24 protein-coding genes are annotated in these 25,960 nt (G+C 66.9%); 13 read left to right on the top strand and 11 right to left on the bottom strand.

Annotation, left to right across the window (positions count from 1 at the left end):
• Window position 1: 1 nt before the first annotated feature.
• The 6 genes from SGRAN_RS13865 to rpmE all read left to right on the top strand — a co-directional run bounded on the left by SGRAN_RS13865 (window position 2) and on the right by rpmE (window position 6,836).
• Window positions 2-1,165: a 1-deoxy-D-xylulose-5-phosphate reductoisomerase gene (locus SGRAN_RS13865; protein WP_067184570.1), complete on the top strand. Its 1,164-nt coding sequence runs from the start codon at window positions 2-4 to the stop codon at window positions 1,163-1,165.
• A complete protein-coding gene (gene rseP, locus SGRAN_RS13860) occupies window positions 1,158-2,288 on the top strand; it encodes an RIP metalloprotease RseP (RefSeq protein WP_067184567.1) in 1,131 nt (376 codons plus the stop codon). The genes SGRAN_RS13865 and rseP overlap by 8 nt, the downstream gene beginning before the upstream one ends.
• A 69-nt stretch (window positions 2,289-2,357) precedes the next feature.
• Window positions 2,358-5,066: an outer membrane protein assembly factor BamA gene (bamA, locus tag SGRAN_RS13855; protein WP_067184565.1), complete on the top strand. Its 2,709-nt coding sequence runs from the start codon at window positions 2,358-2,360 to the stop codon at window positions 5,064-5,066.
• Window positions 5,066-5,758, top strand: a complete 693-nt coding sequence (locus SGRAN_RS13850; RefSeq protein WP_067184564.1) for an OmpH family outer membrane protein — start codon at window positions 5,066-5,068, stop codon at window positions 5,756-5,758. Before bamA ends, SGRAN_RS13850 begins: the two co-directional genes overlap by 1 nt.
• A gap of 4 nt (window positions 5,759-5,762) precedes the next feature.
• A complete protein-coding gene (gene fabZ, locus SGRAN_RS13845; RefSeq protein ID WP_067184562.1) occupies window positions 5,763-6,242 on the top strand; it encodes a 3-hydroxyacyl-ACP dehydratase FabZ in 480 nt (159 codons plus the stop codon).
• A gap of 366 nt (window positions 6,243-6,608) precedes the next feature.
• Window positions 6,609-6,836 carry a 50S ribosomal protein L31 gene (gene rpmE, locus SGRAN_RS13840; RefSeq protein ID WP_067112011.1) on the top strand — a complete coding sequence of 76 codons (228 nt, stop codon included), beginning with the start codon at window positions 6,609-6,611 and terminating at the stop codon, window positions 6,834-6,836.
• Between the two features lie 36 nt (window positions 6,837-6,872).
• Here rpmE and SGRAN_RS13835 read toward each other — a convergent pair whose 3' ends face one another.
• Window positions 6,873-8,345 carry a glycerol kinase gene (locus SGRAN_RS13835; protein ID WP_067184560.1) on the bottom strand — a complete coding sequence of 491 codons (1,473 nt, stop codon included), beginning with the start codon at window positions 8,343-8,345 and terminating at the stop codon, window positions 6,873-6,875.
• Between the two features lie 359 nt (window positions 8,346-8,704).
• On the opposite strand from SGRAN_RS13835, the gene SGRAN_RS13830 reads away from it, so the two are divergent.
• Entirely contained in the window at window positions 8,705-10,072 is a 1,368-nt protein-coding gene (locus SGRAN_RS13830; RefSeq protein WP_067184559.1) for a DEAD/DEAH box helicase, read from the top strand.
• A gap of 97 nt (window positions 10,073-10,169) precedes the next feature.
• Window positions 10,170-11,210, top strand: coding sequence for an alpha/beta fold hydrolase (locus tag SGRAN_RS13825; protein WP_067184556.1), 1,041 nt, complete (start codon window positions 10,170-10,172; stop codon window positions 11,208-11,210).
• Here SGRAN_RS13825 and SGRAN_RS13820 read toward each other — a convergent pair.
• The 5 genes from SGRAN_RS13820 to SGRAN_RS13800 form a co-directional block, all read right to left on the bottom strand.
• Entirely contained in the window at window positions 11,158-11,916 is a 759-nt protein-coding gene (locus SGRAN_RS13820) for an alpha/beta fold hydrolase (protein ID WP_067112022.1), read from the bottom strand. The two genes, SGRAN_RS13825 and SGRAN_RS13820, sit on opposite strands and share 53 nt — an antisense overlap.
• A gap of 78 nt (window positions 11,917-11,994) precedes the next feature.
• Window positions 11,995-12,231 (bottom strand): hypothetical protein, encoded by a 237-nt coding sequence (locus SGRAN_RS13815; RefSeq protein WP_067112049.1) that lies wholly within the window; start codon window positions 12,229-12,231, stop codon window positions 11,995-11,997.
• Between the two features lie 127 nt (window positions 12,232-12,358).
• The gene (locus SGRAN_RS13810) at window positions 12,359-13,609 is read right to left on the bottom strand and encodes an N-succinylarginine dihydrolase (RefSeq protein WP_067184553.1); all 1,251 of its coding nucleotides are present in this window, start codon (window positions 13,607-13,609) and stop codon (window positions 12,359-12,361) included.
• A 50-nt stretch (window positions 13,610-13,659) separates the two neighbouring features.
• Complete coding sequence (locus SGRAN_RS13805) at window positions 13,660-14,661, bottom strand: arginine N-succinyltransferase (RefSeq protein WP_067184552.1); 1,002 nt, start codon at window positions 14,659-14,661, stop codon at window positions 13,660-13,662.
• On the bottom strand, window positions 14,658-15,866 hold the full coding sequence (locus tag SGRAN_RS13800; RefSeq protein WP_067184550.1) for a hydrolase: 1,209 nt from the start codon (window positions 15,864-15,866) through the stop codon (window positions 14,658-14,660). The genes SGRAN_RS13805 and SGRAN_RS13800 overlap by 4 nt, the downstream gene beginning before the upstream one ends.
• A 193-nt stretch (window positions 15,867-16,059) precedes the next feature.
• Here SGRAN_RS13800 and SGRAN_RS13795 point away from each other — a divergent pair, with 193 nt between their 5' ends.
• The 4 genes from SGRAN_RS13795 to trhO all read left to right on the top strand — a co-directional run bounded on the left by SGRAN_RS13795 (window position 16,060) and on the right by trhO (window position 20,952).
• Window positions 16,060-17,232 carry a GGDEF domain-containing protein gene (locus SGRAN_RS13795; RefSeq protein WP_067184547.1) on the top strand — a complete coding sequence of 391 codons (1,173 nt, stop codon included), beginning with the start codon at window positions 16,060-16,062 and terminating at the stop codon, window positions 17,230-17,232.
• 134 nt (window positions 17,233-17,366) lie between these two features.
• Window positions 17,367-19,460 (top strand): malate synthase G, encoded by a 2,094-nt coding sequence (locus SGRAN_RS13790; RefSeq protein ID WP_067184544.1) that lies wholly within the window; start codon window positions 17,367-17,369, stop codon window positions 19,458-19,460.
• 88 nt (window positions 19,461-19,548) lie between these two features.
• Window positions 19,549-20,169, top strand: a complete 621-nt coding sequence (locus SGRAN_RS13785) for a DJ-1/PfpI family protein (protein WP_067112040.1) — start codon at window positions 19,549-19,551, stop codon at window positions 20,167-20,169.
• 39 nt (window positions 20,170-20,208) lie between these two features.
• Window positions 20,209-20,952 (top strand): oxygen-dependent tRNA uridine(34) hydroxylase TrhO, encoded by a 744-nt coding sequence (trhO, locus tag SGRAN_RS13780; protein ID WP_082737265.1) that lies wholly within the window; start codon window positions 20,209-20,211, stop codon window positions 20,950-20,952.
• A gap of 221 nt (window positions 20,953-21,173) precedes the next feature.
• Here trhO and SGRAN_RS13775 read toward each other — a convergent pair whose 3' ends face one another.
• Window positions 21,174-21,800, bottom strand: a complete 627-nt coding sequence (locus SGRAN_RS13775; RefSeq protein WP_067184540.1) for a class I SAM-dependent methyltransferase — start codon at window positions 21,798-21,800, stop codon at window positions 21,174-21,176.
• 128 nt (window positions 21,801-21,928) lie between these two features.
• Here SGRAN_RS13775 and trxB point away from each other — a divergent pair, with 128 nt between their 5' ends.
• Window positions 21,929-22,894: a thioredoxin-disulfide reductase gene (trxB, locus tag SGRAN_RS13770; protein ID WP_067184538.1), complete on the top strand. Its 966-nt coding sequence runs from the start codon at window positions 21,929-21,931 to the stop codon at window positions 22,892-22,894.
• A gap of 308 nt (window positions 22,895-23,202) precedes the next feature.
• Here the strand turns inward: trxB and SGRAN_RS13765 are convergent, their stop codons facing one another.
• From SGRAN_RS13765 to SGRAN_RS13750, 4 genes are read right to left on the bottom strand one after another with little or no spacing between them, the layout of a single operon-like run.
• Window positions 23,203-23,994 carry a hydrolase 1, exosortase A system-associated gene (locus SGRAN_RS13765; protein WP_067184536.1) on the bottom strand — a complete coding sequence of 264 codons (792 nt, stop codon included), beginning with the start codon at window positions 23,992-23,994 and terminating at the stop codon, window positions 23,203-23,205.
• Window positions 23,979-24,653, bottom strand: coding sequence for an alpha/beta hydrolase family protein (locus SGRAN_RS13760; RefSeq protein ID WP_067184534.1), 675 nt, complete (start codon window positions 24,651-24,653; stop codon window positions 23,979-23,981). Before SGRAN_RS13760 ends, SGRAN_RS13765 begins: the two co-directional genes overlap by 16 nt.
• A 15-nt stretch (window positions 24,654-24,668) precedes the next feature.
• Window positions 24,669-24,932 (bottom strand): acyl carrier protein, encoded by a 264-nt coding sequence (locus SGRAN_RS13755; protein WP_234002610.1) that lies wholly within the window; start codon window positions 24,930-24,932, stop codon window positions 24,669-24,671.
• A gap of 11 nt (window positions 24,933-24,943) precedes the next feature.
• A complete protein-coding gene (locus SGRAN_RS13750) occupies window positions 24,944-25,939 on the bottom strand; it encodes a GNAT family N-acetyltransferase (RefSeq protein ID WP_067184531.1) in 996 nt (331 codons plus the stop codon).
• Window positions 25,940-25,960: the final 21 nt, after the last annotated feature.

Below are 25,960 nucleotides of genomic sequence, written 5' to 3'. Positions count from 1 at the left end.
GATGACGCGCCGCCTCTCGCTCTTCGGCGCCACGGGGTCGGTCGGCCAGTCGACCCTCGACCTCGTCCGCCGCGATGGAGAGTCATGGCGGGTGACGGTGCTGACCGCGAACCGCGATGTCGCCGAGCTCGCGAAGCTGGCGCACGAATTCCGGCCCGAAGTCGCGGTGATCGCCGACGAGGCGCGCTATCCGGCGCTGAAGGCCGCGCTGGCCGGAACGGGCATCGAGGCGGCGGCGGGCGCCGACGCACTCGTCGAGGCGGCGCGGCGCCCGGCCGATCTCGTCATGGCGGCGATCGTCGGCACCGCCGGCCTCGCGCCGACGATGGCGGCGCTCGAAGCGGGCACCGACGTCGCGCTCGCCAACAAGGAAGCGCTGGTGTCCGCGGGTGCGCTGATGACCGCGACCGCCCGCGCGTCGGGTGCGACGATCCTGCCCGTCGATTCAGAGCATAATGCGATCTTCCAGTGCCTGGCGGGCGGACGCATCGAGCAGGTGCGCCGGATCATCCTGACCGCGAGCGGCGGTCCCTTCCGCACCATGACGGCGGAAGCGATGGCACACGTCACCCCGGCGCAGGCGGTTGCGCATCCCAACTGGTCGATGGGCGCGAAGATCAGCGTCGATTCGGCGACGATGATGAACAAGGGGCTCGAACTGATCGAGGCACATCACCTCTTTCCGGTGGGCCTCGATCGGATCGAAATCCTCGTCCATCCGCAGTCGGTGATCCACAGCCTCGTCGAATATGTCGATTGTTCGACACTCGCGCAGCTCGGCTCGCCCGACATGCGCATCCCGATTGCCTCTGCACTTGCGTGGCCGCAGCGCATGGTCACGCCGTGTGCGCCGCTCGACCTTCCCGCCATCGCCCGGCTCGATTTCGAGGCGCCCGACGAGGCGCGCTTTCCCGCGACCGCGCTCTGCCGCGCCGCCATTGCAGAAGGCGGCGCGCGACCGGCGCAGCTCAATGCCGCGAACGAGACGGCCGTCGCCGCTTTCCTCGGCGGACGCATCGCCTTTCCCGCGATCGTCGATACGGTGAAGCGGGTGCTCGACGCCGATGCGCCGGCGGTGCCGGCATCGCTTCAGGACATATTCAGCGTCGATGCCGCATCGCGCACGACCGCGCAGCATTTTGTGGACCAGCTCGAACATGCTTGACGTGCCGCCCTGGCTCTATCTGATCGCCTTCCTGATCGTCCTCGGGCCGCTCGTGTTCGTGCACGAATATGGGCATTATATCGTCGGCCGCTGGTGCGGGGTGAAGGCCGACACCTTCTCGATCGGCTTCGGGCGCCGGATATTCGGCTGGACCGACAGGCGCGGCACCGAATGGAAGGTCGGCTGGCTGCCGCTCGGCGGCTATGTCCAGTTCGCCGGCGACCGCGATGCGGTGAGCCAGCCCGATGCCGAATGGCAATCGCTGCCCGAGGCCGAGCGCGCGCACAGCTTTCCCGCGCAGCCGGTGTGGAAGCGCGCGCTGATCGTCCTCGCCGGGCCGCTGACCAATTTCCTGTTCGCCATCGCGATCTTCGCGGCCTTTGCCATGGTCTACGGCGTCGCGACGACCCCGCCGGTGATCGGCGCGATCGAAGCGGGCAGCGCGGCGGACAAGGCGCAACTCGAGGTCGGCGACCGCATCGCCCGGATCAACGGACGTGCGATCGAGGATTTTATGGACATCCCCATGGCCGTTGCCTTCGATCTCGGCCGGCCGGTGGAAATCGGGATCGAGCGCGGCGGCGAGCAGCGGACCCTCACGCTGCGCCCGCGGATCGTGACCGAGACCGATCGCTTCGGGAACAAGGCCGAGCGCGCGATCATCGGCATCCGCCCGGTGGCGCCGGTCTATACCACGGTCGGACCGGTCGAGGCGCTGACTGCCGGCACCGCGCAGACCTGGGGCCTTGTTCGGATGACCGGCAAGATTCTCGGCCAGTTCGTGACCGGCCAGCGCTCGGTCAAGGATATGGGCGGGCCGTTGCGGATCGCGAAGCAGTCGGGCGAGATGGCGACGCTCGGCGTGGCGTCGCTGATCTTCTTCATCGCCTTCGTGTCCATCAATCTGGGGTTCATAAACCTGTTGCCATTGCCGATGCTCGATGGCGGCCATCTTCTCTTTCATGCCTATGAAGCGGTCCGGCGGCGCCCGGCGCCGCTGCAGGCGCAGGAATGGGCCTTTCGATTTGGTTTTGCGGTGGTCGTGACCCTGATGCTGGTCGTGACTTTCAACGATTTGGGCTCATTCGGCCTGTGGGATCGGATCGCCCGCTTGATTGGATAGCCGGTCTGGGGCAGGAGAGCGCGCAGGTCCGCGTTCGGCGGGTTGATCGCTTCGAGTTATTTTTGCGGGATGAACAGCGTGGCTTCACACAAATCTATGGCGCGGGCGCAGGTGTCGGCTCTCCTTATGGCGGGGACGATGCTGGCATGGCCCGCCGCGCTGCTGGCGCAGGAAGTCGCGCCGCCGGTTGTTCCGGCCCCGACGGTTCCGATCCCCTCGCCGGAAGCGGTGCCCGCGGCCTCGACCGTGCAGTCGATCACGGTGACGGGCAACCAGCGGCTCGAGGCGCAGACGATCCTCTCCTATCTCCGCCTGCGCGTCGGCCAGCCCTATGACCGCGCGACGCTCGACCAGGCGCTGAAGGATCTTGCGGCGACGGAGCTGTTCAAGGATTTCCAGATCACCGACAACAATGGGGCGCTGACCATTCAGGTCACCGAAAACCCGGTGATCAACCGCGTCATCCTGGAAGGCAACAAGCGCCTGAAGGAAGACAAGATCCGGCCCGAGATCAAGCTCGCGCCGCGCCAGATCTTCACCCGGTCGAAGGTCCGCGCCGACGTTGCGCGCATCATCGAACTCTACAAGCGCCAGGGTCGTTTCGCCGCGACCGTCGATCCCAAGATGGTCACGCTCGACCAGAACCGCGTCGACGTGGTGTTCGAGATCAACGAGGGACCGAAATCGAAGGTCCGCCAGATCAACATCATCGGCAACGAGAAATTCAGCGACGGTGAACTCAAGGGAGAGATGGCGACCAAGGAATCGGGGCTGCTCACCATTCTGTCGTCGAACACGACCTACGATCCCGACCGCCTCGCCTATGACCAGCAGAAGCTGCGACTGTTCTACCTGCAGAACGGCTATGCCGACTTCCGCGTCATCTCGGCGGTCGCCGAACTGACGAGCAACAAGCAGGATTTCATCATCACCTATGTCGTCGAGGAAGGCGAACGCTACAAGTTCGGCGACATCGACGTGAAGAGCCAGATCCGCGACTTCCAGCCGGAGACGCTGAAGCGTCTGCTGCCGATGACTACCGGCGACTGGTATGACGCAAAGCAGGTCGAGGACACGGTCGAAAGCCTCAGCGAGACCGCGGGCCTGTTCGGCTATGCCTTTGCCGACATCAATCCTGAGTTCCGCCGCGATCCCGACAACCGGACGATGTCGATCACCTTCGACGTCGCCGAAAGCCCGCGCACCTATGTCGAGCGGATCGACGTCAACGGCAACACGCTGACCCACGACAAGGTGGTTCGCCGCGAATTCCGCCTGAACGAGGGCGATGCCTTCAACAGCTTCGGTATCAAGCGCACCCAGAACCGCATCAACAGCCTCGGCTATTTCCAGGAGAATCTGGAGATCGACCGCAAGGAAGGGAGCGAACCCGACCGCATCGTCCTCGAAACCAATGTTCAGGAAAAGCCGACCGGCGAATTGTCGCTGTCGGCCGGCTTCTCGTCGATCGAAAGCTTCCTGCTCCAGGCATCGATCCGCCAGCGCAACTTCCGCGGTCTTGGGCAGCAATTGTCGGCGTCGGTCAATTATTCGAGCTATTCCAAGTCGATCGAGCTCGGCTTTACCGAGCCCTATCTGTTCGACCGCAATATCTCGATCGGCGGCAGCATCTATCGCCGCGACCTCAATTCGTTCAACTTCATCGGCAACGATCGCCAGACGACCTTCGAGCAGACGACGACGGGCTTCCAGCTCAACGCCGGGGTGCCGCTGACCGAGTTCATGTCCTTCTTCGGACGTTACAGCCTCAATTACGACGATGTTTCGCTCGACGAGCGACTTTATTATTTCGGCGGCGAGTGCGATCCATTGGTCGCGGGTCGCTATCTGTGCGACGCGATCGGCAAACGCACGACCTCGCTCGTCGGCTTTACCCTCGCCTATGACGACCGCGACAATCGCCTGCGCCCGACGCGCGGCCAGTCGTTCAGCATCAGCCAGGATTTCGCGGGGCTGGGGGGCAGCGTCAAATATGTTCGCACCCGGGCTGCGGCGAGCAAGCACTTCAACCTCGGCAGCCGCTTCATCCTCAATGTGTCGGCAGAGGGCGGCTATATCTATCCGCTCGGCGGGCGCCCGACGCCGACGAGCGATAAGGTGCGCCTGACCGACCGCTTCTTCCTGGGCGAACCGCAGATGCGCGGCTTCGACATCCGCGGCGTCGGCCCACGCGTCATCCGCTACGGCAATGTCGACCTGACCGACCCGGCGAACCCGATCCTCGACACCAGCCTGTCGAAACGCAACGGCCGGATCGACGACTCGCTGGGCGGCCGTGCTTATTATCAGGGCCGTCTGGAGGTCGACATTCCGCTCGGCACCGGCGCGAAGGAACTGGGGCTGCGTCCGTCGGTGTTCCTCGACGTCGGGTCGGTGTGGAGCGTTAAGCGCCCGACTCTGACAACGCTCGCCGATTTCCGGGAGACCGACCCGAACGCGCCGGGCTTTGGCCTGACCAAATATCTCTGTCGCAACGCGGCCACCGGGCAGCGGGTGTTCGCGACCGAAACGCCCAACGCCGACGGAACCCCTTCCGGTCAATATCAGACCTGCGATACCGCGAACGGCTTCTCGGCCCTCGCACCGTTCGAGGAACGCTTCTATGGCGATACCTGGATGCCGCGCGTCGCGATCGGCGCCGGGGTCAACTGGAATTCTCCCTTCGGTCCGTTCCGCATCGACTTCGCCTATGCCCTCCGCAAAGAAGAGGGTGACGATACCAAACGCTTCTCATTCAACGTAGGAACCCAATTCTGATGAAGAAAATTTTTGTCGCTTCGGCGCTGGCGATCGCCAGCCTTTCGGTCTCGCCGATGTTCGCTGCTCCCGCCGCCGCGCAGGCGCGCTCCACGGCGGTCGCCGACGTGCGCGTGGCCGCCGCCAAGTCGAACGCCTTCACCACCGCGTCGCAGCAGATCCAGACCACCTACAAGGCGCAGATCGACCAGCAGGAATCGCGCGGCCAGACGCTGCAGGCAGAGCTCAACGTGCTGGTAGCCAAGTATAACGAGGAAGCGAAGAAGACGCCGCAGAACCAGGCAGCGCTTCAGGCGGCGGCGAAGGCGGTGCAGGACAAGCGCCAGTCCGCCAGCGAGGAACTCGGCCGCATCGGCGCGCCGGTCGATCTCGCCATCGCCTATGTCGAGGACCAGATCAGCGTCCGCATGAACGAGGCGATCAAGGCCGCGATGACTGCTAAGAAGGTCGATCTGCTGCTCAATCCGGATGCGGTTCTGGCGCGCGAGACCAATGTCGATATCACCGATGCCGTCGTGACCGAGCTCAACCGCATCCTGCCGAACGTGACGATCACGCCGCCGGCCGGCTACCAGCCGGGCCAGCTGGTCCAGCAGCGCAACCAGCAGCTGATGGACGCCGCGCGCGCGCAGCAGGGCACGGCCGCTCCGGCGGCGCCGCCGGCGAACGGCAGCCAGCCGACGACGCGCTAAGCCGATGAGCGACGGCGAACAGGCTGCGGAAACGCTGGGGCCGGTCGACATCCGGCGCATCCTCAGCCTGTTGCCGCATCGCTATCCGATGCTGCTCGTCGACCGGGTGGAATCGATGGTCAGGGACCGGTCGATCCACGCGGTCAAGGCGGTGACGATCAACGAGCCCTTCTTTCAGGGGCATTTCCCCGGCCGGCCGATCATGCCGGGCGTCCTCATCGTCGAGGCGCTCGCGCAGGCGGGCGGGGTGCTGGCGATCGAGTCGCTCGGGCTCGCCGGCACCGGTAAGCTCGTCTATTTCATGGGCATCGACGGGGTGAAATTCCGCAAGCCGGTCGAGCCGGGCTGCTTGCTCGACCTGCACGTCACGATCCTTCAGGCGAAACGCACCATCTGCAAGTTCGAGGGCAAGGCGATGCTCAACGGGCAGGTGGCGACCGAGTGCCAGTTCACCGCGATGATCGCTGACCCGCCGGGGGAATAAGAGGCTGACCCTGCTGCATCGTCACCCCGGACTTGATCGGCAATTACCCCCTTCCGACAGGTAAGCGTTCCCCGGCGAAAGCCGGGGTCCAGCTACGTGTGCCTGCCTCGCATGGACCCCGGCTTTCGCCGGGGATCACCAGCGTCCTTGTCTCAAGGGTATAAACGCCGACTTGATCCAGGGGCCATTCGGCACTTCATCGCGGGCGCAGCGAGTGTGGATGCCGGTTCAAGTCCGGCGTGACGCCAGATAGAGGGGTCGGGTGTTGCATTTCCCCCCATTGCCCCCTAAAGGCGCGGGCTTCGCGTCCCCGGGCGCACAGACTCACGCGGCTGGTCGGAAACCAGCGGCACAGGAGCAGACGAGATGAAAAAAGACCTTCACCCCGATTATCACATGATCACGGTCAAGATGACCGATGGCACCGAATATCAGACGCGCTCGACCTGGGGCAGCGAAGGCGATGTGCTGACGCTCGACATCGACCCGACCGCGCACCCGGCATGGACCGGCGGCAACCAGCGCCTGCTCGATCAGGGCGGCCAGGTCGCGAAGTTCAACAAGCGCTTCGGCGGCCTCACCCTCAAGCGCTAAGATGTGTCGCACCCGCATTCGCGGGAGCGACGATGATCAGGTCAAAATCTTCGCAAGCGCGCTTTGCCACCCGGCAAGGCGCGCTTCGCGTTTCTGCGCGTCGAGCGCCGGGGTGAAGCGCGTCGTGCGGCCGCGCATCGTCCGTGCCGCCTCGGCAAGGTTCGGATACAGGCCCGCGCCCGTCGCGGCCAGCATTGCGGCGCCGAGCGCCGTGCTTTCGACGAAGTCCGGACGTTCGACCACCAGCCCCAGCATGTCGGCCAGATCCTGCGCCATCCAGTTGTTCGCTGCCATGCCGCCATCGATGCGAAGGTCGGCCCAGTCGACGCCGTCGGCCGCGAAGGCGGTCTTGAGGTCGTGCGCCTGATAGGCCTGCGCCTCGAGCGCGGCGCGCGCGACATGCGCCTTGCCGCTCGCGAAGCTGAGCCCGGACAGCGCGGCAAGCGCATCGGGGCGCCAGTGCGGCGCGCCGAGTCCGGACAGGGCAGGGACCAGATAGATGCCGCCATTGTCGGACACCGACCGGGCCAGTCCTTCGCTCTCGCCGGCGCTCGCGAGCAGTCCCAATCCGTCGCGCAGCCACTGGATCAGGCTGCCGGCGACGAACACCGACCCTTCGAGTGCATAACTGCGCCGGTCGCCTTCCTGCACCAGCACCGTGGCCAGCAGGCGGTTCGCCGAATGCGGGCGCGTCTCTCCGCTCGCCGACAGGATGAAGGCACCGGTGCCGAAGGTCGCCTTGGTCTGGCCGGGGGCAAGGCACGCCTGGCCGATCGTCGCCGCCTGCTGGTCGCCCGCCATGCCGCAGATCGGAATGGCGCCGCCGAACAGCGCGGGATCGGTGGCCCCGACCCGGGTCGTGCAGCCCGCGATCTCGGGCAGCAAGTCCATCGGCACGCCCAGCAGGTCGCACAGACCGGCATCCCAGCCGCCCGCCCCGTCGATGTTCATCAGCAGCGTGCGGGACGCGTTGGTCGCATCGCTGACATGGACGCCGCCGGTCAGGCGGAAAACGAGATAGGATTCGATCGTTCCGACCGCGAGCCGGTCGCCCGCTTCGCGTAACTGCGGCCAGTTTTCGAGCGCCCAACCGATCTTGCTTCCCGAAAAATAGGGATCGAGCAATAGGCCGCTGCGTTCCTGCACCGTCGCTTCGTGTCCCGCGTCCTTGAGCGCGGCGCAGGCGGCGGCGGTGCGCCGGTCCTGCCAGACGATTGCGCGCGCAAGCGGTGCGCCGGTCGCCCGGTCCCAGAACACCGCCGTCTCTCGCTGGTTGGTGATGCCGATCGCGGCGATCCGGTCGGCGCCGCCCGCCTTGTCGATCATCGTCCGCGTGCAGGCGAGCGTGGCCTGCCAGATTTCCTCGGCATCATGCTCGACCAGGCCGGGGCCGGGATAATGCTGCCGGAACTCGCGCTGCGCGCTGCCCAGCGGTGTGCCGTCGGCGGCGAACAGCATCGTGCGCGTTGAGGTGGTGCCTTCGTCGATGACGATGATGTTTTCCGGCACCTGAATCTCCTCGGTTCGTGCTCGGCTTGTCGAAGCCCTGGTCTTTTCTTTTGATTAGCAATGAAGAAAGAACGGCCCTTCGACAAGCTCAGGGCGAACGGGTTTTTGGGCGAGGCGTCAGGCTCACGCAATCATCTTGCAATTTTGCGCAATATCCGCCATATGCTTGTGCAGCGCAGCATGGCGGCAGCAGGCCGCCCTCCACCGGCAGCGTGATTTTCCCGCCCGCGACAGGGCTGGACGAGCCGGTTGCGCTGAGTCCCTTGAGGCACCCTTTCACGCGGGTCGTTTCGAACCCGCCCGCCGTGCGCGGCCGTTTTGCGGCGCGTCCACGGCTTTATCGTGAGTAGATTATCAAAATGGAATTCAAAGACTTCGGCCTCCACGCCGACATCGAGCGTGCGCTGACGGCCAAGCGCTATACCCAACCGACGCCGATTCAGAGCCAGGCGATCCCCGTCCTGCTCGAAGGGCGCGACCTGTGCGGTATCGCGCAGACCGGCACCGGCAAGACCGCGGCCTTCTCGCTGCCTTCGCTCGACTATATGCTGTCGAACCCGCGCCCGCGCACTCCGCGCGGTTGCCGCATGCTCGTCCTGTCGCCGACCCGCGAACTGGCGGCGCAGATCGCGCAGAGCTGCCGCGACTACGGCCGTTTCACCAAGCTCAGTGTTGCGACGGTGTTCGGCGGCGTGCCGATCAATCGCCAGATTCGCGACCTGTCGCAGGGCGTCGACATCCTCGTCGCGACGCCGGGCCGGCTGCTCGACCTGGTCGACCAGCGCGCGCTGCGCCTCGACGACGTTGAAATCTTCGTCCTCGACGAGGCCGATCAGATGATGGACATGGGCTTCATCCATTCGCTGCGTCGCGTCGCCAAGATCCTGCCGAAGCAGCGCCAGAATCTCTTCTTCTCGGCAACGATGCCGAAGGAGATCGCGGCGCTCGCGCAGCAGTTCCTGCACGACCCCGTCACCGTCTCGGTGGCGCCGCAGGCGACGACCGCGGAAAAGATCCGCCAGCGCGTCACCTTCGTCGAGCAGAAGGAGAAGCAGGCGCTGCTTCATCATGTCCTGCGCAGCGAGGAGATCGACCGCGCGCTGATCTTCACGCGCACCAAGCATGGCGCCGACCGTGTCGTTCGCCATCTGAAAGGCGCGGGGATCGATGCCTTTGCGATCCACGGCAACAAGAGCCAGGGACAGCGCACCACGGCGCTTCAGGCCTTCCGTTCGGGGCAGGTGCGGCTGCTCGTCGCGACCGACATCGCGGCGCGCGGCATCGACGTGTCCGGAGTCAGCCACGTCATCAACTTCGAGATTCCGAACGTCCCCGAACAATATGTCCACCGGATCGGCCGCACCGCGCGCGCCGGGGCGGAGGGCATCGCGATCAGCTTCGTCGCGCCCGACGAGCGCACCTATCTGCGTGACATCGAACGCGTGACGCGAACCCGCGCCGAGCCGGTTGCGCTGCCCGACGGTTTTACGGAGATGGTCCGCAACCTGCCCAAGCCCGCCCAGCCGCCGCGCAATACCGGCGGCAAGGGCCGCGATCCGCAGCGCCAGCGCGAAGATGCGCTGCGCAAGAAGGCGGACGGCGCCCCGTCGCGCGGTCCGCGCCGCGAAGCGGCGGGCGAGGGCGCACAGCCCCAGCGCAAGCGCCGTTTCCGGCCGCGTCGCGGCGGCGTCGGCGCGCACAAGGGCGCGGTCCAGCGCGTCGGCTGACGCCGGCAACCTCGTCCGCTCCCGATCCTTTCCCGACCGCCGCCGATTGACGTGCCGTTCCGGCACGTTAGGGTCGGCGGGGGTCTGGGGAGGCGTAATGATCGACGAGGACGAGTTCGAACCGCTGCCGCCGCGGCGGCCCTTGCTACGCCGCAAGCGCGTCCTGATTCCGCTCGGGCTGCTGCTCGCGCTCGTCGCGCTGTTCCTCGCCCTGCGCACCCCCGACACCGATCGCGACGCGATGATCGCCCGATATGGCGGCGCGGACGCACAGTTTGCGGTGGGGCCGGCGGGGCAGCGCATCCATTATCGCGATCAGGGAAAGCGCGATGCGGAGGCGCTCGTCCTGCTGCACGGGTCGAACAGCAGCCTTCAGACGTGGGAGCCGCTGGTCCGGCGGCTGGGCGATCGCTATCGCATCGTCACGCTCGACCTGCCGGGGCACGGTCTGACCGGCGGCACGCCCGACAAGGACTATAGCGCCGACGGCATGATCGCCGCGGTCGATGTCGTTGCCGCGCGGCTCGATCTCGATCGCTTCGTGCTCGGCGGCAATTCGATGGGCGGTTGGGTGGCATGGCGTTATGCGCTCGCTCGTCCCGATCGCATCGACGCGCTGCTGCTGCTCGACGCCGCGGGGATGCCGCTGCGCGCCGGTGAAAAGCCTCCGCCGTCGAACATCGGCTTTCGCCTGCTGCAATATCCGCTCGGGCGCTGGCTGGCGGGACAGATCACGCCGCGTTCGCTGGTCGAACGGTCGCTGCGCGGGTCGGTGGAGCGGCAGGATATCGTCACCGACGCAATGATCGACCGCTATTGGAATCTGCTGCGCTTCCCCGGCAATCGCGAGGCGACCTCGCTGCGCGCGACGCTCGATCGCGAACCCGCGATGGCGGACCGCATCGGCGCGATCACGGTACCGACGCTGATCCTGTTCGGCAAGCAGGACCGGTTGATAAACCCCAGCGCGGCGCGGACTTTCCATGAACGCATCGCGGGGTCGGATGTGGTGATGCTCGACGGCGTCGGCCATCTGCCGATGGAGGAGGCGCCCGACGCGACCGCCACCGCGATCGCCGATTTCCTCAAGCGGCGGCTCGTTGCTCCGCCCGCGCCGGCTGGTCGAGAAACGCCCTGATCCGCGCCGCGACAGACGTGGCGTGAGTGAAGGGAAAAAGGTGCGACCCTGGCACGATTTCCAGCGTGGCGCCTTCGATCAGGTCGGCAATCGCCCGGCCGTGGCTGGCGGGCACCACGCCGTCGCGCTCGCCCATCAGCACCAGCGTCGGCAGCGCCCTCAGCCGGGGCAGCATCGGCGCGCTCGTCCATCCGGCCATCGCCATCGCCTGATAGGACAGGCCGAGCGGCGTCGCGGTCGGCAGCCGCAGGCCGCTCGCGAGCATATCGTCGTCGAGCAGCGCGGCCCAGCCGATCCCCGGCGCCGCGACGGTGGGGGTGGTCGCCATCAGCACGAGGCGGCGGATTCGGCCGGGAAATTGCACCGCGACCTGCTGCGCCAGCGCGCCGCCCCAGCTGAAACCGGCGAGGTCGAGCTGTCGGTGCCCGAAGCGGTCGGCGATCTCCATGACCGTTGCCGCCATCGTCGGCGCCGCATAGGGTAGCAGCGCGTCGGGCGAGCCGCCGACTCCCGGCATGTCGAGCGTCCACACCTCGCGCTCGCCGATCTGGGCAAGCAGCGGCGCGGCCGCGGTGATGTCGGCGCCGATCCCGTTGAGGAACAGCAGGGGTGGTCCGCCCTTGCCCGCACGCCAGCGCGCGACGCGCAGCGTCAGGCCATAGACATGTTCGGTGCTGACGGACGGCCGCCCGCTGATCCTGCTCATAGCACACGCCTTGGCACAGCTTGACGCGGGGCGAAAGGGGTCCGCCTTCGCCGCCGCGGTTTGCCGCGCGGCGGTATTTCAGCCGTCCGCTGCCGCTCTGGCCGCTTTCTCGTAGCGCAGGCAGTCGAAGATTTTGGCGCCCGCGAGGAATACCGAGCCGCTGCACGCAGCGAGCAGCAGCTTGCCGCCGATACCGGGATATTGGTCCAGATAGATCATCCCGCGCGCCATCGCCCCCACGCCGAGCGCGTAGATGATCAGGCACGCCTCGAAGCGCGTCTTGATGACGAACAGCCGTCCGATTTTCTTCAACATCACCATCAGCATCGTCGCCATCCGAAGCAAGGGGCGTGCCAGCGGCGCAAATCGGGGATTCGATGCCGCAGGCCGATGGTAAACTGTAAATTAACCCGACGGACAAGGGAAGGGGAAGGGCGCCCCTTTACACCAGTTCGCCGAGGTCCATCGCGTCCAGCAACGCCGCGCGGGCACGTCGGACGTCGCGGACCAGCGCCGCCGAAGCAAGGTCTCCCGGCGCGATCGCCTCGGGCCAATGCGCCGCGACCACCGCGGCGATCCGGTCGAGCTTCGCCTCGTCGGCCAGAAAGCGCGGATCGACGGTCGCCGGATCGGCGACGACGCGCAACCGTAGGCAGGCGGGGCCGCCGCCGTTCGCCATCGACTGGCGCACATCGACGGGCAGCAGCCTGCGGATCGGACCGTTGCCGGCGACATGCGCCTCCAGCCAGGTCCAGACGCTCGGCGTCTCGCGCGCCTCGGTCGGCAGGACGAGTCCCATGCCGTCGCCTTCGGGTAGGCTGACGAGCTGGGCGTTGAACAGATAGGATCTGATCGCGTCGGGCAGGCTCACCGCGCTGGCCGGAACCTCGACGATTTCGACCTCGGGAAAGATGGCGCGGATCGCGGCATGCGCTTCCTCGCGGTTCTCGAACGCCGTTTCGTGCGTGAAGAGGACGCGCTCGTTGGCGACCGCGACGACGTCGTTGTGAAAGGCGCCGCCCTGGATCGCCATGTCCGACTGGCGAAGAAACAGCGTGCGCGCGGGATCGAGTCGGTGCCGCCGCGCGATCGCCCTTGATGCGTCGAGGTGCTGGCGCGCGGGAAAGCGGCCGCCGCCGATGCCATAGACGAAGATCTCCACCCCCGGCGCCCCATGCCCCGCGCACAGCCGCATATGGTTCGCCGCACCCTCGTCGCCCAACGGAGCCGGCACGGGACCGTGGACCGCGAAGGCCGGATCGGCGAAGGCAAGGCGAAGCTGCGCGAGCGTGCCCGGCCATTCGTGACTGCGGTGCGGCATGGTGACGAGGTTGGCGACGGTCAGATGGCATCGCCCGTCGTCGCTATCGGGCGCCGGCGACACGGTTGCGGCGTTGGCGGCCCACATCGACGATGCCGACCACGCCTGTGCGCGCAGGTGCGGCTCGACCTCGTCGAGCGTGGTGGCGAGCGTTTCGAGCCACGCCGCGTCGGGCCGGTCGAGCGGCATGAAATATCCCTGCGGCAGGCCGAGCGCCAGATTGTGCCGCATCTTCTCGACCCCCTGCAACGCCGCGGCGCGTGGCTGCGACACGTCGCCGGCATTGCTGGCCGAAGCGATGTTGCCGCGGCTGAGCCCGGCGTAATTATGCGTGGGCCCGATGATGCCGTCGAAGTTGATTTCGGTGAGCATGGTTTTCTTTCCTGAGCCCCTCCCCTTCAGGGGAGGGATGCAGTTTCCTACTACCGCCCGATCCAGCTGATCTCGGCACCCTTGCCGATGTCGAGCAGCCCCGCGCATTTCGCATCGATCGTCCCATCCGCACCGACCTGTCCGAAGCAGCAGCGGAAATCGGCGAGGCGGCCGGTCGCGATCAGCGCGTCCTCGCCGCTCTCTGCAATTCCCGCCACTTCGACATGCCGCGCGTTCCGGACGCTCGCCACCTGATCGGTGCGCGCGGTCATCGTCGGGCCGCCGTCGAAGATGTCGATATAGTTCTCGAAGGCGAATCCTTCATTCTCCAGCATCCGCATCGCGGCACGCCCGCTGGGATGCGGGACGCCGATCACCGATCGCGCGCTGTCGGGCAGCATCGCGATATAGACCGGATGCTTGGGCATCAGGTCGGCAATGAACTGGTTGCCGTGAACGGCGTTGAACTGGTCCGCCTCCTGAAAGCTCATCCCGAAGAATTTGCCCGCGACTCCGTCCCAGAAGGGCGAGCCGCCCGCTTCGTCGATTACCCCGCGCAATTCGGCGAGGATGCGATCGGCGAAACGTGCGCGATGCCGCGCGATGAACAGATAGCGCGATCGCGCGAGCAGCAGGCCGAGCCCGCCCGCGCGCGCCGCGGGGTGCAGGAACAGTCCGCCGACCTCGCTCGCGCCGTGCAGGTCGTTGCTCAGCATCAGCACCTGCGCGTGAAAGGTGCGGCCCAATTGCTCGCTATGCTTGCTGTCGGTGCCGATGCGATAGGAATAGAAGGGCCAGTGCTGCCCGACCTGCGCGAAGATCTGGCAGGTGCCGCGTACCTCGCCAGTTTCGACCTCTTCGAGCACCATCAGATAGAGTTCGTCGCCCGGCGCATCCTCCTCGCGCGCGAAACTCGCCTCGGCACGCTCTAGCTTGGACCGCAGCGCCTGCCGGTCGGGGGGCAGGTTGGTGAAGCCGCCGCCCGTCAGCTTCGCCATTTCATAAATGCTCTGCAGGTCGCCCGGCTTTGCCGCCCGGATCAGATAATTCACGCTGTCCCCCGTTCCGCCAGTCTGAGCATGGTCAGCGCCGACAGCCGCGCGCGTTCGGGCAAACTGTCGACGATCAGAAATTCGTCGGCCGAATGGATGGCGCCCCCGCGCGGCCCCATCGTGTCGACCACCGGCACGCCGCAGGCGGCGATATTGTTGCCGTCGCACACGCCGCCCGTCGCCTTCCAGTCGATGGCGATCCCCAGCAGCGCGCCGCAATCGCGCACCAGTTCGAACAGCCGCGTTGCCGGCTCGTCGAGCGGCTTGGGCGGCCGGTTGAAACCGCCATGAAGGTGGCAATGCACGTCATGCTCCCGCGCCACCGCTGCCATGGCATCGCGCAGCGCCGCTTCGGCCGCCGCCATCGCAGCGGGGGTCGCAGGGCGCATGTTGACGCGCAGGATCGCCTGATCAGGAACGACGTTATTCGGTCCGCCGCCGTCGATCTTCGCGGGGTTGACCTTGAGATCGGGCGATTTCAGCGCGTTCAGCCGGAGTGCGAGGTCTGCCGCGGCGATCAGCGCGTTGCGTCCCTCCTCGGGGTTGCGCCCGGCGTGCGCCGAACGGCCGTGGATCGACACCGAGAAATTGCCGCTGCCCGGCCGCGCGCCGGCGAGCGTTCCGTCGGGAAGCGCGGGCTCATAGGTGAGCGCCGCCGCCTTGCCCTTCGCCAGTTCGGCGATCAGCGCGGCCGAGGCGTGGCTTCCCGTTTCCTCGTCGCTGTTGATCATCACGTCATAGCCGATGCGCGGGGCGAGCGGCGACGCTTCGAGCGCGGTCAGCGCCGCGAGGATCACCGCGATTCCGCCCTTCATGTCGGCGGTGCCGGGACCGTTCAACACGCCGGGTTCGCGCCATGTCAGAAACTGGAACGGGTGATCGGCCGGAAACACCGTGTCCATATGGCCGGTCAGCAGCAGTTGCACCGGCGCGTCGGGGCGCACGCGGACATGGAGATGATCGCCGCGCACGATCGTCTGGACCTGCCCCGCCGCGTCGACGCTTTCGACCGGATCGGGCTCGACCAGCCGCACCGTGCCCGGCAGGACGGCAAAGGCGTCGGCGAGCATCCCCGCGATCGTCTTCAGCCCCGCAAGATTGCCGGTACCGCTGTTCACCGCCGCCCACGCCTCGACCGCGGCCAGCATCGGGGTATCGGCGGCGCGTTCGAGCGTCGCCATTTCACTCGCAGTAAGGGCGGTCATTGCGTGCCTATAGCGAGCGGCGAGGGGCTTTTGCACCCCCGGCCTGGCATTTTGTCGGCACGATACCGTAAGTCACTGATGCCCAATAATCCTGCCAGTAGAGCCTCCAGGGAAGCCGACTGCCGGATCGCGCCATTAACCAAAATTTGGTGGCCGCTTCGCTACGCGGGGCGGACCAATGGTGAGTGGGTCGATGACTGCTGCTTTCGTGCTTGGCATAAATATGGCCGTTGCGGGCATCTTTGCCGTCGCCTTCACCGTGGTCGCGGCGACGAACCGGAGCGCGCGTGGCGCATGGTGGCTGGCGCTCGGTTGCGGGGTGGGAATCGTCAACGCCGGTCTGGAATTCCTGCTCCGGCAACAGGCCGATCCGGTGCCGGTCAGCATCGCCATCTTCCTCGTTTTCCTTTCCGCGCTCAGCTTCGCGCTGATCGGGGTCGCGCGCCATTACCGCGTCGAGCCACCGTGGACCGCGATGGCCACGATCTGGATTGTCACGGTCCTGTTGGTACCGGTCGTTTTCAGCATGACCTATGGCTCGCTGTCGCGGCTGGTGCTCTACCAGCTTCCCTATTTCGCCATGCAGGCGCTCTTCGGCATGATGATCTGGCGCTCGGGGCGCCGGCAACCGCTCGATCTGCTGCTGGTCGCGCTGCAGGCGGTCGGGGCGACGCTTTACCTGCTCAAGCCACTGTTCGCGATATTGGTGGGGACGGCCCGCACGCCGCAGGATTATATGGCGACGACTTATGCGGCGATCTCGCAAAGCGGCAGCGTCGTGGTGCTGATCGCGACCGGGCTCGTCATGCTGCTGGTGACCATGCGCGACACGACGGCCGAGATGATCGCCCGCTCGGAAACCGATCCGCTATCGGGCGTCTTCAACCGCCGCGGTTTCGAACGTCACGCCGAAGCGGCGCTTGCGCGGGAGGGCAAAGCGGCGCTGATTGCAGCCGACCTCGACCATTTCAAGCAGATCAACGACAGTTTCGGCCACGCTGCGGGCGATGGCGTGATCGCGCATTTCGCCGCGATGCTGGCCGAAGCCGCTCCATCCGAAGCGATCGTCGGCCGCGTCGGGGGCGAGGAGTTCGCCGTGCTGCTGCCCGCCGCGCTGCTGTCCGACGGACGCCTCTATGCCGAGGCGGTGCGCGCCGCCTTTGCGTCGGCGGAACTGCCCGTGCTCGGCGTCGACCGCCGTTTCAGCGCGTCCTTCGGCGTTGCCCAATGGATGCCGCCGGAGACGTTGCCCGACCTGCTCCATCGCGCCGACACGGCGCTTTACCGGGCAAAGTCGGGCGGTCGGAACCGGGTCTGCGTTGCGCTGGGCGATCTGCCGCCGACGCCGGTGCGCGGCGCCGCCTGACCGGCGCCACAACCCTCCCGTCCCCTCTTTCGACCCACCGCCCCATTGCCAAGCCCCACCATTCGCGCCATAGGGCGGCGGCCCTTTCCTCCCCGGGTCCACTGGCGCGTTCGCGCTGACCAAAGGGTGCTTGCATGACTGATTTTCTCGATCGCCACGGCCTTTCCGTCGATTCGCGTCTGGTCGATTTTCTCGAAACCCGGGCGCTGCCGGGAACGGGGCTCGATCCCGATCGCTTCTGGGCCGATTTCGCGGCGCTGCTCGGCCGGTTCGCGCCCGAGAATGCCGCGCTGCTCGCCAAGCGCGAGGATCTGCAGGCGAAGATCGACGCCTGGCACGACGCCCGCAAGGGCGAAGCGCACGATCCCGCCGCCTATCAGGCATTCCTGCGCGAGATCGGCTATCTCGTTCCGGAGCCAGCGCCATTTCAGGTCGGCACCGCGAATGTCGATCCCGAGATCGCGACCATGGCCGGCCCGCAACTCGTCGTTCCCGCGCTCAACGCGCGTTTCGCGCTGAACGCCGCCAATGCGCGCTGGGGCAGCCTCTACGACGCCTTCTACGGCACCGACGCGCTCGACGCGCCGGCGGCGAAGCCCGGCGGCTACGACCCTGAGCGCGGCGCGGCGGTGATCGCGCGCGCCAAGGCCTTCCTTGACGAAGCCGTGCCGCTCGCCGCCGGTTCGTGGGCCGACTGGCAGGGCGGGGAACCGCAACTCGCCGACCCCGCGCAGCTTGTCGGCACGCGCGACGGCGGCATCCTGCTGCGGCACAACGGTCTGCACATCGAACTGGTGATCGACCCCGCCAGCCCGATCGGTCGCACCGACCCGGCGGGAATCGCCGACGTGGTGATCGAGGCCGCGCTGACGACGATCATCGACCTCGAGGATTCGGTCGCCGCGGTCGATGGCGAGGATAAGGTGCTCGGCTATGCCAACTGGCTCGGCCTGATGCGCGGCGACCTCGTCGAAAGCTTCGACAAGGGCGGCCGGACCGTCACCCGCGCGATGGCGCCCGACCGCGAATGGACCGCGCCCGACGGCACCGCCTTCACGCTGCATGGCCGCGCGGTCCTGTTCGTGCGCAACGTCGGTCATCTGATGACCATCCCGATGATCCGCCTGCCGGGCGGCAGCGAGGCGCCGGAGGGCATTTGCGACGCGGTGATCACCAGCCTGTGCGCGCTCCACGACCTCAAGCAGCTCGGCACGCTGCGCAACAGCCGCACGGGCAGCGTCTATATCGTCAAGCCCAAGCAGCATGGGCCGGAGGAATGCGCCTTCACCGACCGCCTGTTCGACGCGGTCGAGGACATGCTCGGTTTCGCGCGCCACAGCGTGAAGGTCGGGGTGATGGACGAGGAACGCCGCACCAGCGCCAACCTTACCGCCTGCATCGAAGCGGTGAAGGATCGCATCGTCTTCATCAACACCGGCTTCCTCGATCGCACCGGGGACGAGATCCACACCTCGATGCACGCCGGCCCGATGATCCCGAAGGGGGAGATGAAGGCCAGCGACTGGATCGCCGCCTACGAGGATCGCAACGTCCGCATCGGCCTGGCCTGCGGCCTGTCGGGCAAGGCGCAGATCGGCAAGGGCATGTGGGCGATGCCCGACATGATGAAGGCGATGCTGGAGGCGAAGATCGGCCATCCGAAGTCGGGCGCGAACACCGCCTGGGTGCCTTCGCCGACCGCCGCGACGCTCCACGCGCTCCATTATCACGCCGTTGACGTGTTCGCGCGGCAGAAGGAGATCGCGGGCGAGGCGGTGCCGCCGCTCGACCGCCTGCTCGCCATTCCCGTCGCCACCGGCCGCAACTGGAGCGAGGCGGAGGTGACGCGCGAGCTCGACAATAATTGCCAGGGCATCCTCGGCTATGTCGTGCGCTGGATCGACCAGGGCGTCGGCTGCTCGAAGGTGCCCGACATCGACGACGTCGGCCTGATGGAGGATCGCGCGACGCTGCGGATCAGCAGCCAGGCGATCGCCAACTGGCTGCTCCACGGCGTCTGCACCGCCGATCAGGTCGATGCCGCGCTCGCGCGCATGGCAAAGAAGGTCGACGCGCAGAATGCCGGCGACCCGCTCTACGAAACGCTGACGCTCGACGGCATCGCCTGGCGCGCGGCGCGGGCGCTGATCTTCGAGGGCACGGTCCAGCCGTCGGGCTATACCGAGCCGCTGCTGCACAGCTTCCGGCAGGCGAAGAAGGCAGCGTAGCGCAGCGTTGACCTTCAGGGTGACGAAGATTTGAATGTGGGGGTGAGTCCTGTAGGGCTTTCGTCTCATTCATTCGATGGAGTTTCCCATGCAGATCGCGGTGCTGACGTTCGACGGCTTCAACGAACTGGATTCGTTCATCGCCGCCGCGATCCTCAACCGGCTACGCGGACAGGGATGGGCGGCGCATATTACGGCACCGACGGCGCGCGTGACCTCGATGAACGGCGTCGCGATCGACCGGCAGAAGCCGCTGGAATATGCTGAAGAGGCCGATGCCGTCATCGTCGGCAGCGGCGTCCGCACGCGCGAAATCGCGGCCGATCCGGCGATCCTCGACCGGATCCGGCTCGATCCGGCACGCCAGCTTGTCGGCGCGCAATGCTCGGGGACATTGCTGCTCGCGAAGCTGGGACTGATCGGCGATCTTCCCGCCTGCACCGACCTGACGACGAAGCCCTGGGTGATCGAGGCGGGGGTGGAGGTACTCGACGCGCCCTTCGTCGCGCACGGCAATGTCGCGACCGCGGGCGGCTGTCTCGCCTCGCAATATCTCGCTGCGTGGGTCATCGCGCGCCTCGCGGACGAAGCCGCGGCGGAAGAGGCGCTCCACTATGTCGCGCCGGTCGGCGAGAAGGCGCTTTATGTCGAGCGCGCGATGGCGGCTGTCCGGCCTTTTCTGCGGCATGGTGTCGTCGCGGCCGCCTGATCTTCAAATCGCCTGGCCGCGCGGCTATGGGCGTCGGCCATGAGCTTCACCGTCGCCGCCCTCTATCGCTTCGCGCCGTTCGACGATCCCGCCGCATTGCGCCAGCCCTTGCTGGAGTTTTGCGCCGCCAATGGGGTCATGGGCACGCTGCTGCTGGCGCGCGAGGGCATCAACGGGACGATCGCGGGCAGCGAAACCGGTATCGCCGCGGTCGTCGCGCATATCCGCGCGCTTCCCGGCTGCGCTGACCTCGACGTCAAATATTCGATCGCGGCGGCGATGCCCTTCGGGCGCCTCAAGGTCCGGCTGAAAAAGGAAATCGTGACGATGAAGGTGCCGGGAATCGACCCGGCGCGCGAGGTCGGCGCCTATGTCGACCCCGCCGACTGGAACGCGCTGGTCGACGATCCCGACACGGTGCTGATCGACACGCGCAATGATTTCGAGGTCGGCTACGGCAGTTTCGACGGCGCGATCAACCCGCGCACCCGCAGTTTCGGCGATTTTCCCGACTGGTGGCGCGCCAATGCCGATCGCTTCGCGGGAAAGCGCGTCGCGATGTTCTGCACCGGCGGCATCCGCTGCGAGAAATCGACCGCCTTCCTGAAGCGTGAGGGCGTCGCCGACGTCGTCCATCTGAAGGGCGGCATCCTCGCCTATCTCGAACAGGTGCCCGAGGCGGAGAGCCGCTGGCAGGGCGGCTGCTTCGTCTTCGACGAACGCGTGAGCATCGGCCATGGTCTGGTCGAGATGGGGGAGAAGGAAGGCCACGAACTTCGCTGAATCCCACCTGCGTCATGCTGAACTTGTTTCAGCATTCATGGCCCGGTCTCACGGTAAACGCCGCGTCAATCGAGGCTTGTTCCCCGGCGAAAGCCGGGGTCCAGACAGGGGCGGCACTACGCCATATGGACCCCGGCTTTCGCCGGGGAACAGCTACCTGCCGAAAAGGGACGATTACCGAATAACTTCCGCATGACGAACAAGGCGCGCCGATCCTCGACTCAGCCGACCGCACGCGCCGCGCCATATTCGATCCAGCCGAACGGGCGCGGGGTCTTGGGCATATAGTGCGCGGCCTGCCGATCGACCGCAAAGCCCGCCCTGGCATAGGCGTCGGAAATCTGCCGCGTCAGGTGGCAATTGCCGCCGATGCGCTTCCACACCGGCTCGATCCGCCGCTGCCATTTGGCGACGCCGGCATCGGGTGCGCCACCATGTTCGAGGAATAGCGCGGTGCCGCCCGGTTTCAGAACCCGGCGAATCTCCGCCAGCACTGCCGCCTGGTCGGCGACCGAGCACAGGGTGAAGGTGGTGACGACGGTGTCGAAGCGTCCACTGTCGAAGGGCATCGCCTCGCCGACTCCGCCCGCGATCGTCGCCTCGATCCCGCGCTCCTGCGCCGCGGCGCGGCTCATCGCGAGAAGTTCGGGCGACGGGTCGAGGCCCGTGAAGCTGGAGACCCGGCTCCAGTCATAGAATTCCATGTTGATCCCGCCGCCACAGCCCAGCTCCAGCACGTCGCCCGCCGCGTTCGGAACCACCTTGCTGCGCGCCTTCATGATCTGACCCTGCGAACAGGCGCAGCGGATCAGGCGCGGTACGGCGTGACGGTCCCACCAGCTAGCCATTGTCTCTCTCCCCTTGGCGCGCAGCCTGTCCCTTGCTAGCGCGCTTGGCAACACCCATCTCGACCGGGCAGTTCGATTGTCGAAGAGACGGTCGAAACGCTCATCGATCACGCAGCAACAGGACGATCATGCCCACCACTCACCACACCAAGATGCTCATCCTCGGTTCGGGTCCGGCGGGCCTGTCGGCCGCCATCTATGCCGCGCGTGCCGGGATGCAGCCGATCGTGGTCCAGGGGCTCCAGCCCGGCGGCCAGTTGACCATCACCACCGACGTCGAAAATTATCCCGGTTTCGCCGAGGTGATTCAGGGCCCCTGGCTGATGGAACAGATGACCGCGCAGGCGGTCCATGTCGGGACCAGCATGATCTGGGACACGATCGTCGACGTCGACCTGTCGCAACGCCCCTTCCGGCTCATCGGTGACGGCGGCGACGTCTATGTCGCCGAAACGCTGGTGATCGCGACCGGCGCGCAGGCGAAATGGCTGGGAGTTCCCGGCGAGCAGGAACTGGGCGGCAAGGGCGTGTCGGCCTGCGCGACGTGCGACGGCTTCTTCTATCGCGGCAAGAAAGTGGTGGTGATCGGCGGCGGCAATACCGCGGTCGAGGAAGCGCTCTACCTCACCAACCACAGCGACGACGTGACGCTGATCCACCGTCGCGATTCGCTGCGCGCCGAAAAAATCCTGCAGGATCGGCTGTTCGCCAATCCGAAGATCAAGGTCATCTGGAACAAGAAGGTCGATCGCTTCGTCGCGGGCGAAGGCGCCGCGGGACTGGTCGGCGTCGACCTGATCGACACCGTCACGGGCGAGGCGAGGCACGAGCCCACCGACGGCGGCTTCGTCGCGATCGGGCACAAGCCATCGACCGAATTGTTCGTCGGCAAGCTGCCGCTCGACGACGACGGTTATCTGCAGGTGACGCCCGGCACCTCGCTGACCGCCGTTCCCGGCGTCTTTGCGGCGGGCGACGTGACCGACAAGGTCTACCGCCAGGCGGTGACCGCGGCAGGCATGGGCTGCATGGCCGCGCTCGACGCCGAACGCTTCCTCGCCGAGGCGGAATATCGCGCGACGGTGGATGCGTAGACGGAGCCCGATCGAGGATTCCGGCCAACAAGTGAGGGCTTGTCCCCCGGCGAAAGCCGGGGTCCAGATGGCATGGCGCTACCCCGCGTGGACCCCGGCTTTCGCCGGGGAACGATTACCTGTCTGGAGTCTGTCCCGTTCAGATTGAAGCAGCATGAAAGCCCCTCCCCTCCAGGGGAGGGGTTGGGGTGGGGGCTTGAACCCTTGCGCAAGGCTGATGGCCTCCACCTTCAGGGGAGGGGCTTGCTTCAAGTCAAACAGAACAGAGACGATTTTGGAACGGGCAGTTCCTTGTCCCCAACCGGAAGTCAGCCCAGTCTTTCCAATATCCGTGTCGCCAGCCAGTCGCCATCCGCACCCGCAAAGCTGTGTGATGCGCTGTCGAGCCGTTCGACCGGCAGCGCGTCCGGCCTGCAATTCTCCGCAAATGCCTGTGCCGTCCGGTCGCCCGTGGCGAGCAGGATCGTGGCGGGGCAGGGAAGCGCCGCCATCGTCTTGTCGAGCCGCGCGGCAAGGCTGTCGGGAGCCGCTTCCGCCTTCCGCCGGCCGAGCGCCGACAGTCCGCGCGCCAGCTTGCGAAGATCGACCTCGCCCTTCACCAGCCTGAGCAGGCTTTTGGGGTCCTTCAGCCGCGACAGATAGCGCGCCCGGATCGCCGCCGCCGGCGGCAGCGCCGGTTCGGCTTCCCCGTCACCGTCGGCATCCTCATAGGTCCACGGGTTGGCCAGGATCAGCGCGTCGAGCGGCAGCGGCTGATGGAGCAGCAGCGCGCTCGCCGCGTCGCAATTGCCGAAGGCGACGATCCGCGCGACCTGCGGCGCCGCGGTGCGAAAGGCGGCGATGGCGGCGGCGATGTCGGGGGCGCTCGACTCGAACCCGCCGTTCTCGCCCTCGCTGTCGCCGATGCCGCGGCGGTCGAAGCGAAAGACCGGATGACCGGCTTCAGCGATCCGCTGCGCGAGCGTCGCCATGCCGCGATGCGCGCCGCTGCGGATTTCGTTGCCGCCCGACACGATCAGCAGCCCGCTCGTTCCCGGCGCGTCGTCGAGTGTCGCGGCGAGCGCCGTGCCCTCGCAGACGAAACTCAGCTGATGCCGCATGCCGCCCCCCAGGCCGCGATGTCGGCGGCGATCGCGTTCGCCATCGCGGCGTCCTCGCCCGGCTCGGCGCGCAGCCACAATGGCGTGCCCGGCAGCGCGCCGTCGCCGCTGCCGAGCGGGAGGCTGCGCAACGGCGCGACCGCCTGGACCTCGGCGCCGCCAAGCTGGGCGATCATCGCGGGCGACAGCCGATTGCCTGCGAGTAGCAGCGGAGCATTGCGCGCTTCGGCTTGCAGGTTTTCGAGCGACGAGGATTTTCCAGCCTCGCGGTCGGCACTGACGCGCGCGCGCAGCAGCGTGCGGAGCAGCGACGCGCCGGCGACCGGTGCCAGCCGCCAATGGGCCGCGGCCTTGGCGCGATGGTCGATCAGGCAGCCGCCGCGCAGCGATGCGACGATCAGCGGACTGTCGATTTGGGCAGCGATCGCGGCCAGCGCTTCGATCCAGCGCGCCAGATCGACCTCGACGAGCGGGGTCAGGCTTTCATTCTGTCCGGGCAGGTCGGGCAGCAGCGCGGCGAATCCGTCGGCCGCCAGCGCGCGCATCGCCAGCACCAGCGTGCGGCGCGTGCGGTTCGCTTCCTCGAACAGCGGCGGGACGAACAGGACGGTCGCGCGCGGCGTTCCGGCGGGGTCTATGCGCAGCCGATGACCGTCCATGCGCCCCCGCCCATCCTATGAACCTCGAACCTTGCGCTCGGCAAAGGCGAGCAGGTGGCCATAGGTTTCGAATATCTCGCCGTCGATCTCGTCGTCGTCGATCAGGATGCCGAGGCGATCTTCCATCTCGGTGAGCACGGTCGCGACCGCCATCGAATCGAATTCGGGCAGTTCGCCGAACAGGCCGCTGTCGGCGGTCAGCGCGGCGGCGCGCTCTTCGCCCAGGCCGAGGATGTCGGCGAGCAGGGCGCGAAGCTGGGTGTCGACGGGTTCGGTCACGATCCTGATCCTCATTCGCGCCCGAGGACCGAACGCGCAAAAGCCTTGAGTCCCGGTCCCCATGCCGCGATGCGCGCCGGATTGAAAGCCTCGATATGCCACAGCGGTTCGTGCCGGTTCATCCAGTCGCGCTTGTAGGCGTCGTTGCCGGTGCCGAAATCGACCCGGCACACGCGGTCGACCTCGATGACATGGCGGAACAGCGCTGCCGACAGCAAGGTTCCCGGCGACGCTTTCAGGCTGTCCTCGACATGCGCGAGCTTGTGGATGAAGGCGGTGCCGTCCTCGACGGTCCAATATTGCGCGGCGACCGGTGCGCCCTCGATGCGCGCGAGTCCCATGCGAAAGGTGCCGCGCGCGCTTTCGGCCTCGGCAAAGGCGCGCAGCAGTGCGGAATCGCCTTCCTCCGGCTTCCAGCTCGCGGCGTATATGGCTTCATAGGCCGCCCACGCGTCGGCGTCGAAGGCGGTGAAGAGTTCGATGTCGACCACGCCCTTCTTCGCCTTGCGCCGGACGGTGCTGCGCAGCGCGCCGGGGCGGCTCTCCCACCAGCTGTCATGGTTGAGATCCGACAGGTCGAGCCAGTGCCGGTCGCCTTTCGGACTGGCCTTCACCCACCAGCCCGCCGAGCGCAACGCGGAGGCGACGGCCATCTGTTCGGTATCGGGAACGGGGTAGAGGGTCAGCCGCACGGCGCGCCGGCGCAGCGCCGCGAACAGGTCCGCGAGCGCCGCCGGGCGGTCGCCATCGCCGGTGTAGAGCGGCCGGATCGCGAAGCTGTACCAGTTGGCGAGCCCGGCATAATGGCCCGGTCGTTCGATGCGCAGGGGCAGGAGGGCGTGCGTGTCGACGGCCGTGCCGCGCGCGTCATGGCGTCCCGCGCCGGCAAAGCCATGCGCCGTGAGCAGATCGAACCACTCTTCGCGGTCGAAGGGCGAGGCGAAGCCAGCGCCCCGCGCCGGGGGGCGTTTCGCATCATTAGCGGGATGTTCACCGTTCCCTTGCATGGTCGCGCGCTCTATCACCCG

Source organism: Sphingopyxis granuli (assembly GCF_001559015.1).
GTDB lineage: Bacteria > Pseudomonadota > Alphaproteobacteria > Sphingomonadales > Sphingomonadaceae > Sphingopyxis > Sphingopyxis granuli.
The sequence above is the reverse complement of the archived record's forward strand: the minus strand, read 5'-3'. Positions and strand labels throughout refer to the sequence as shown.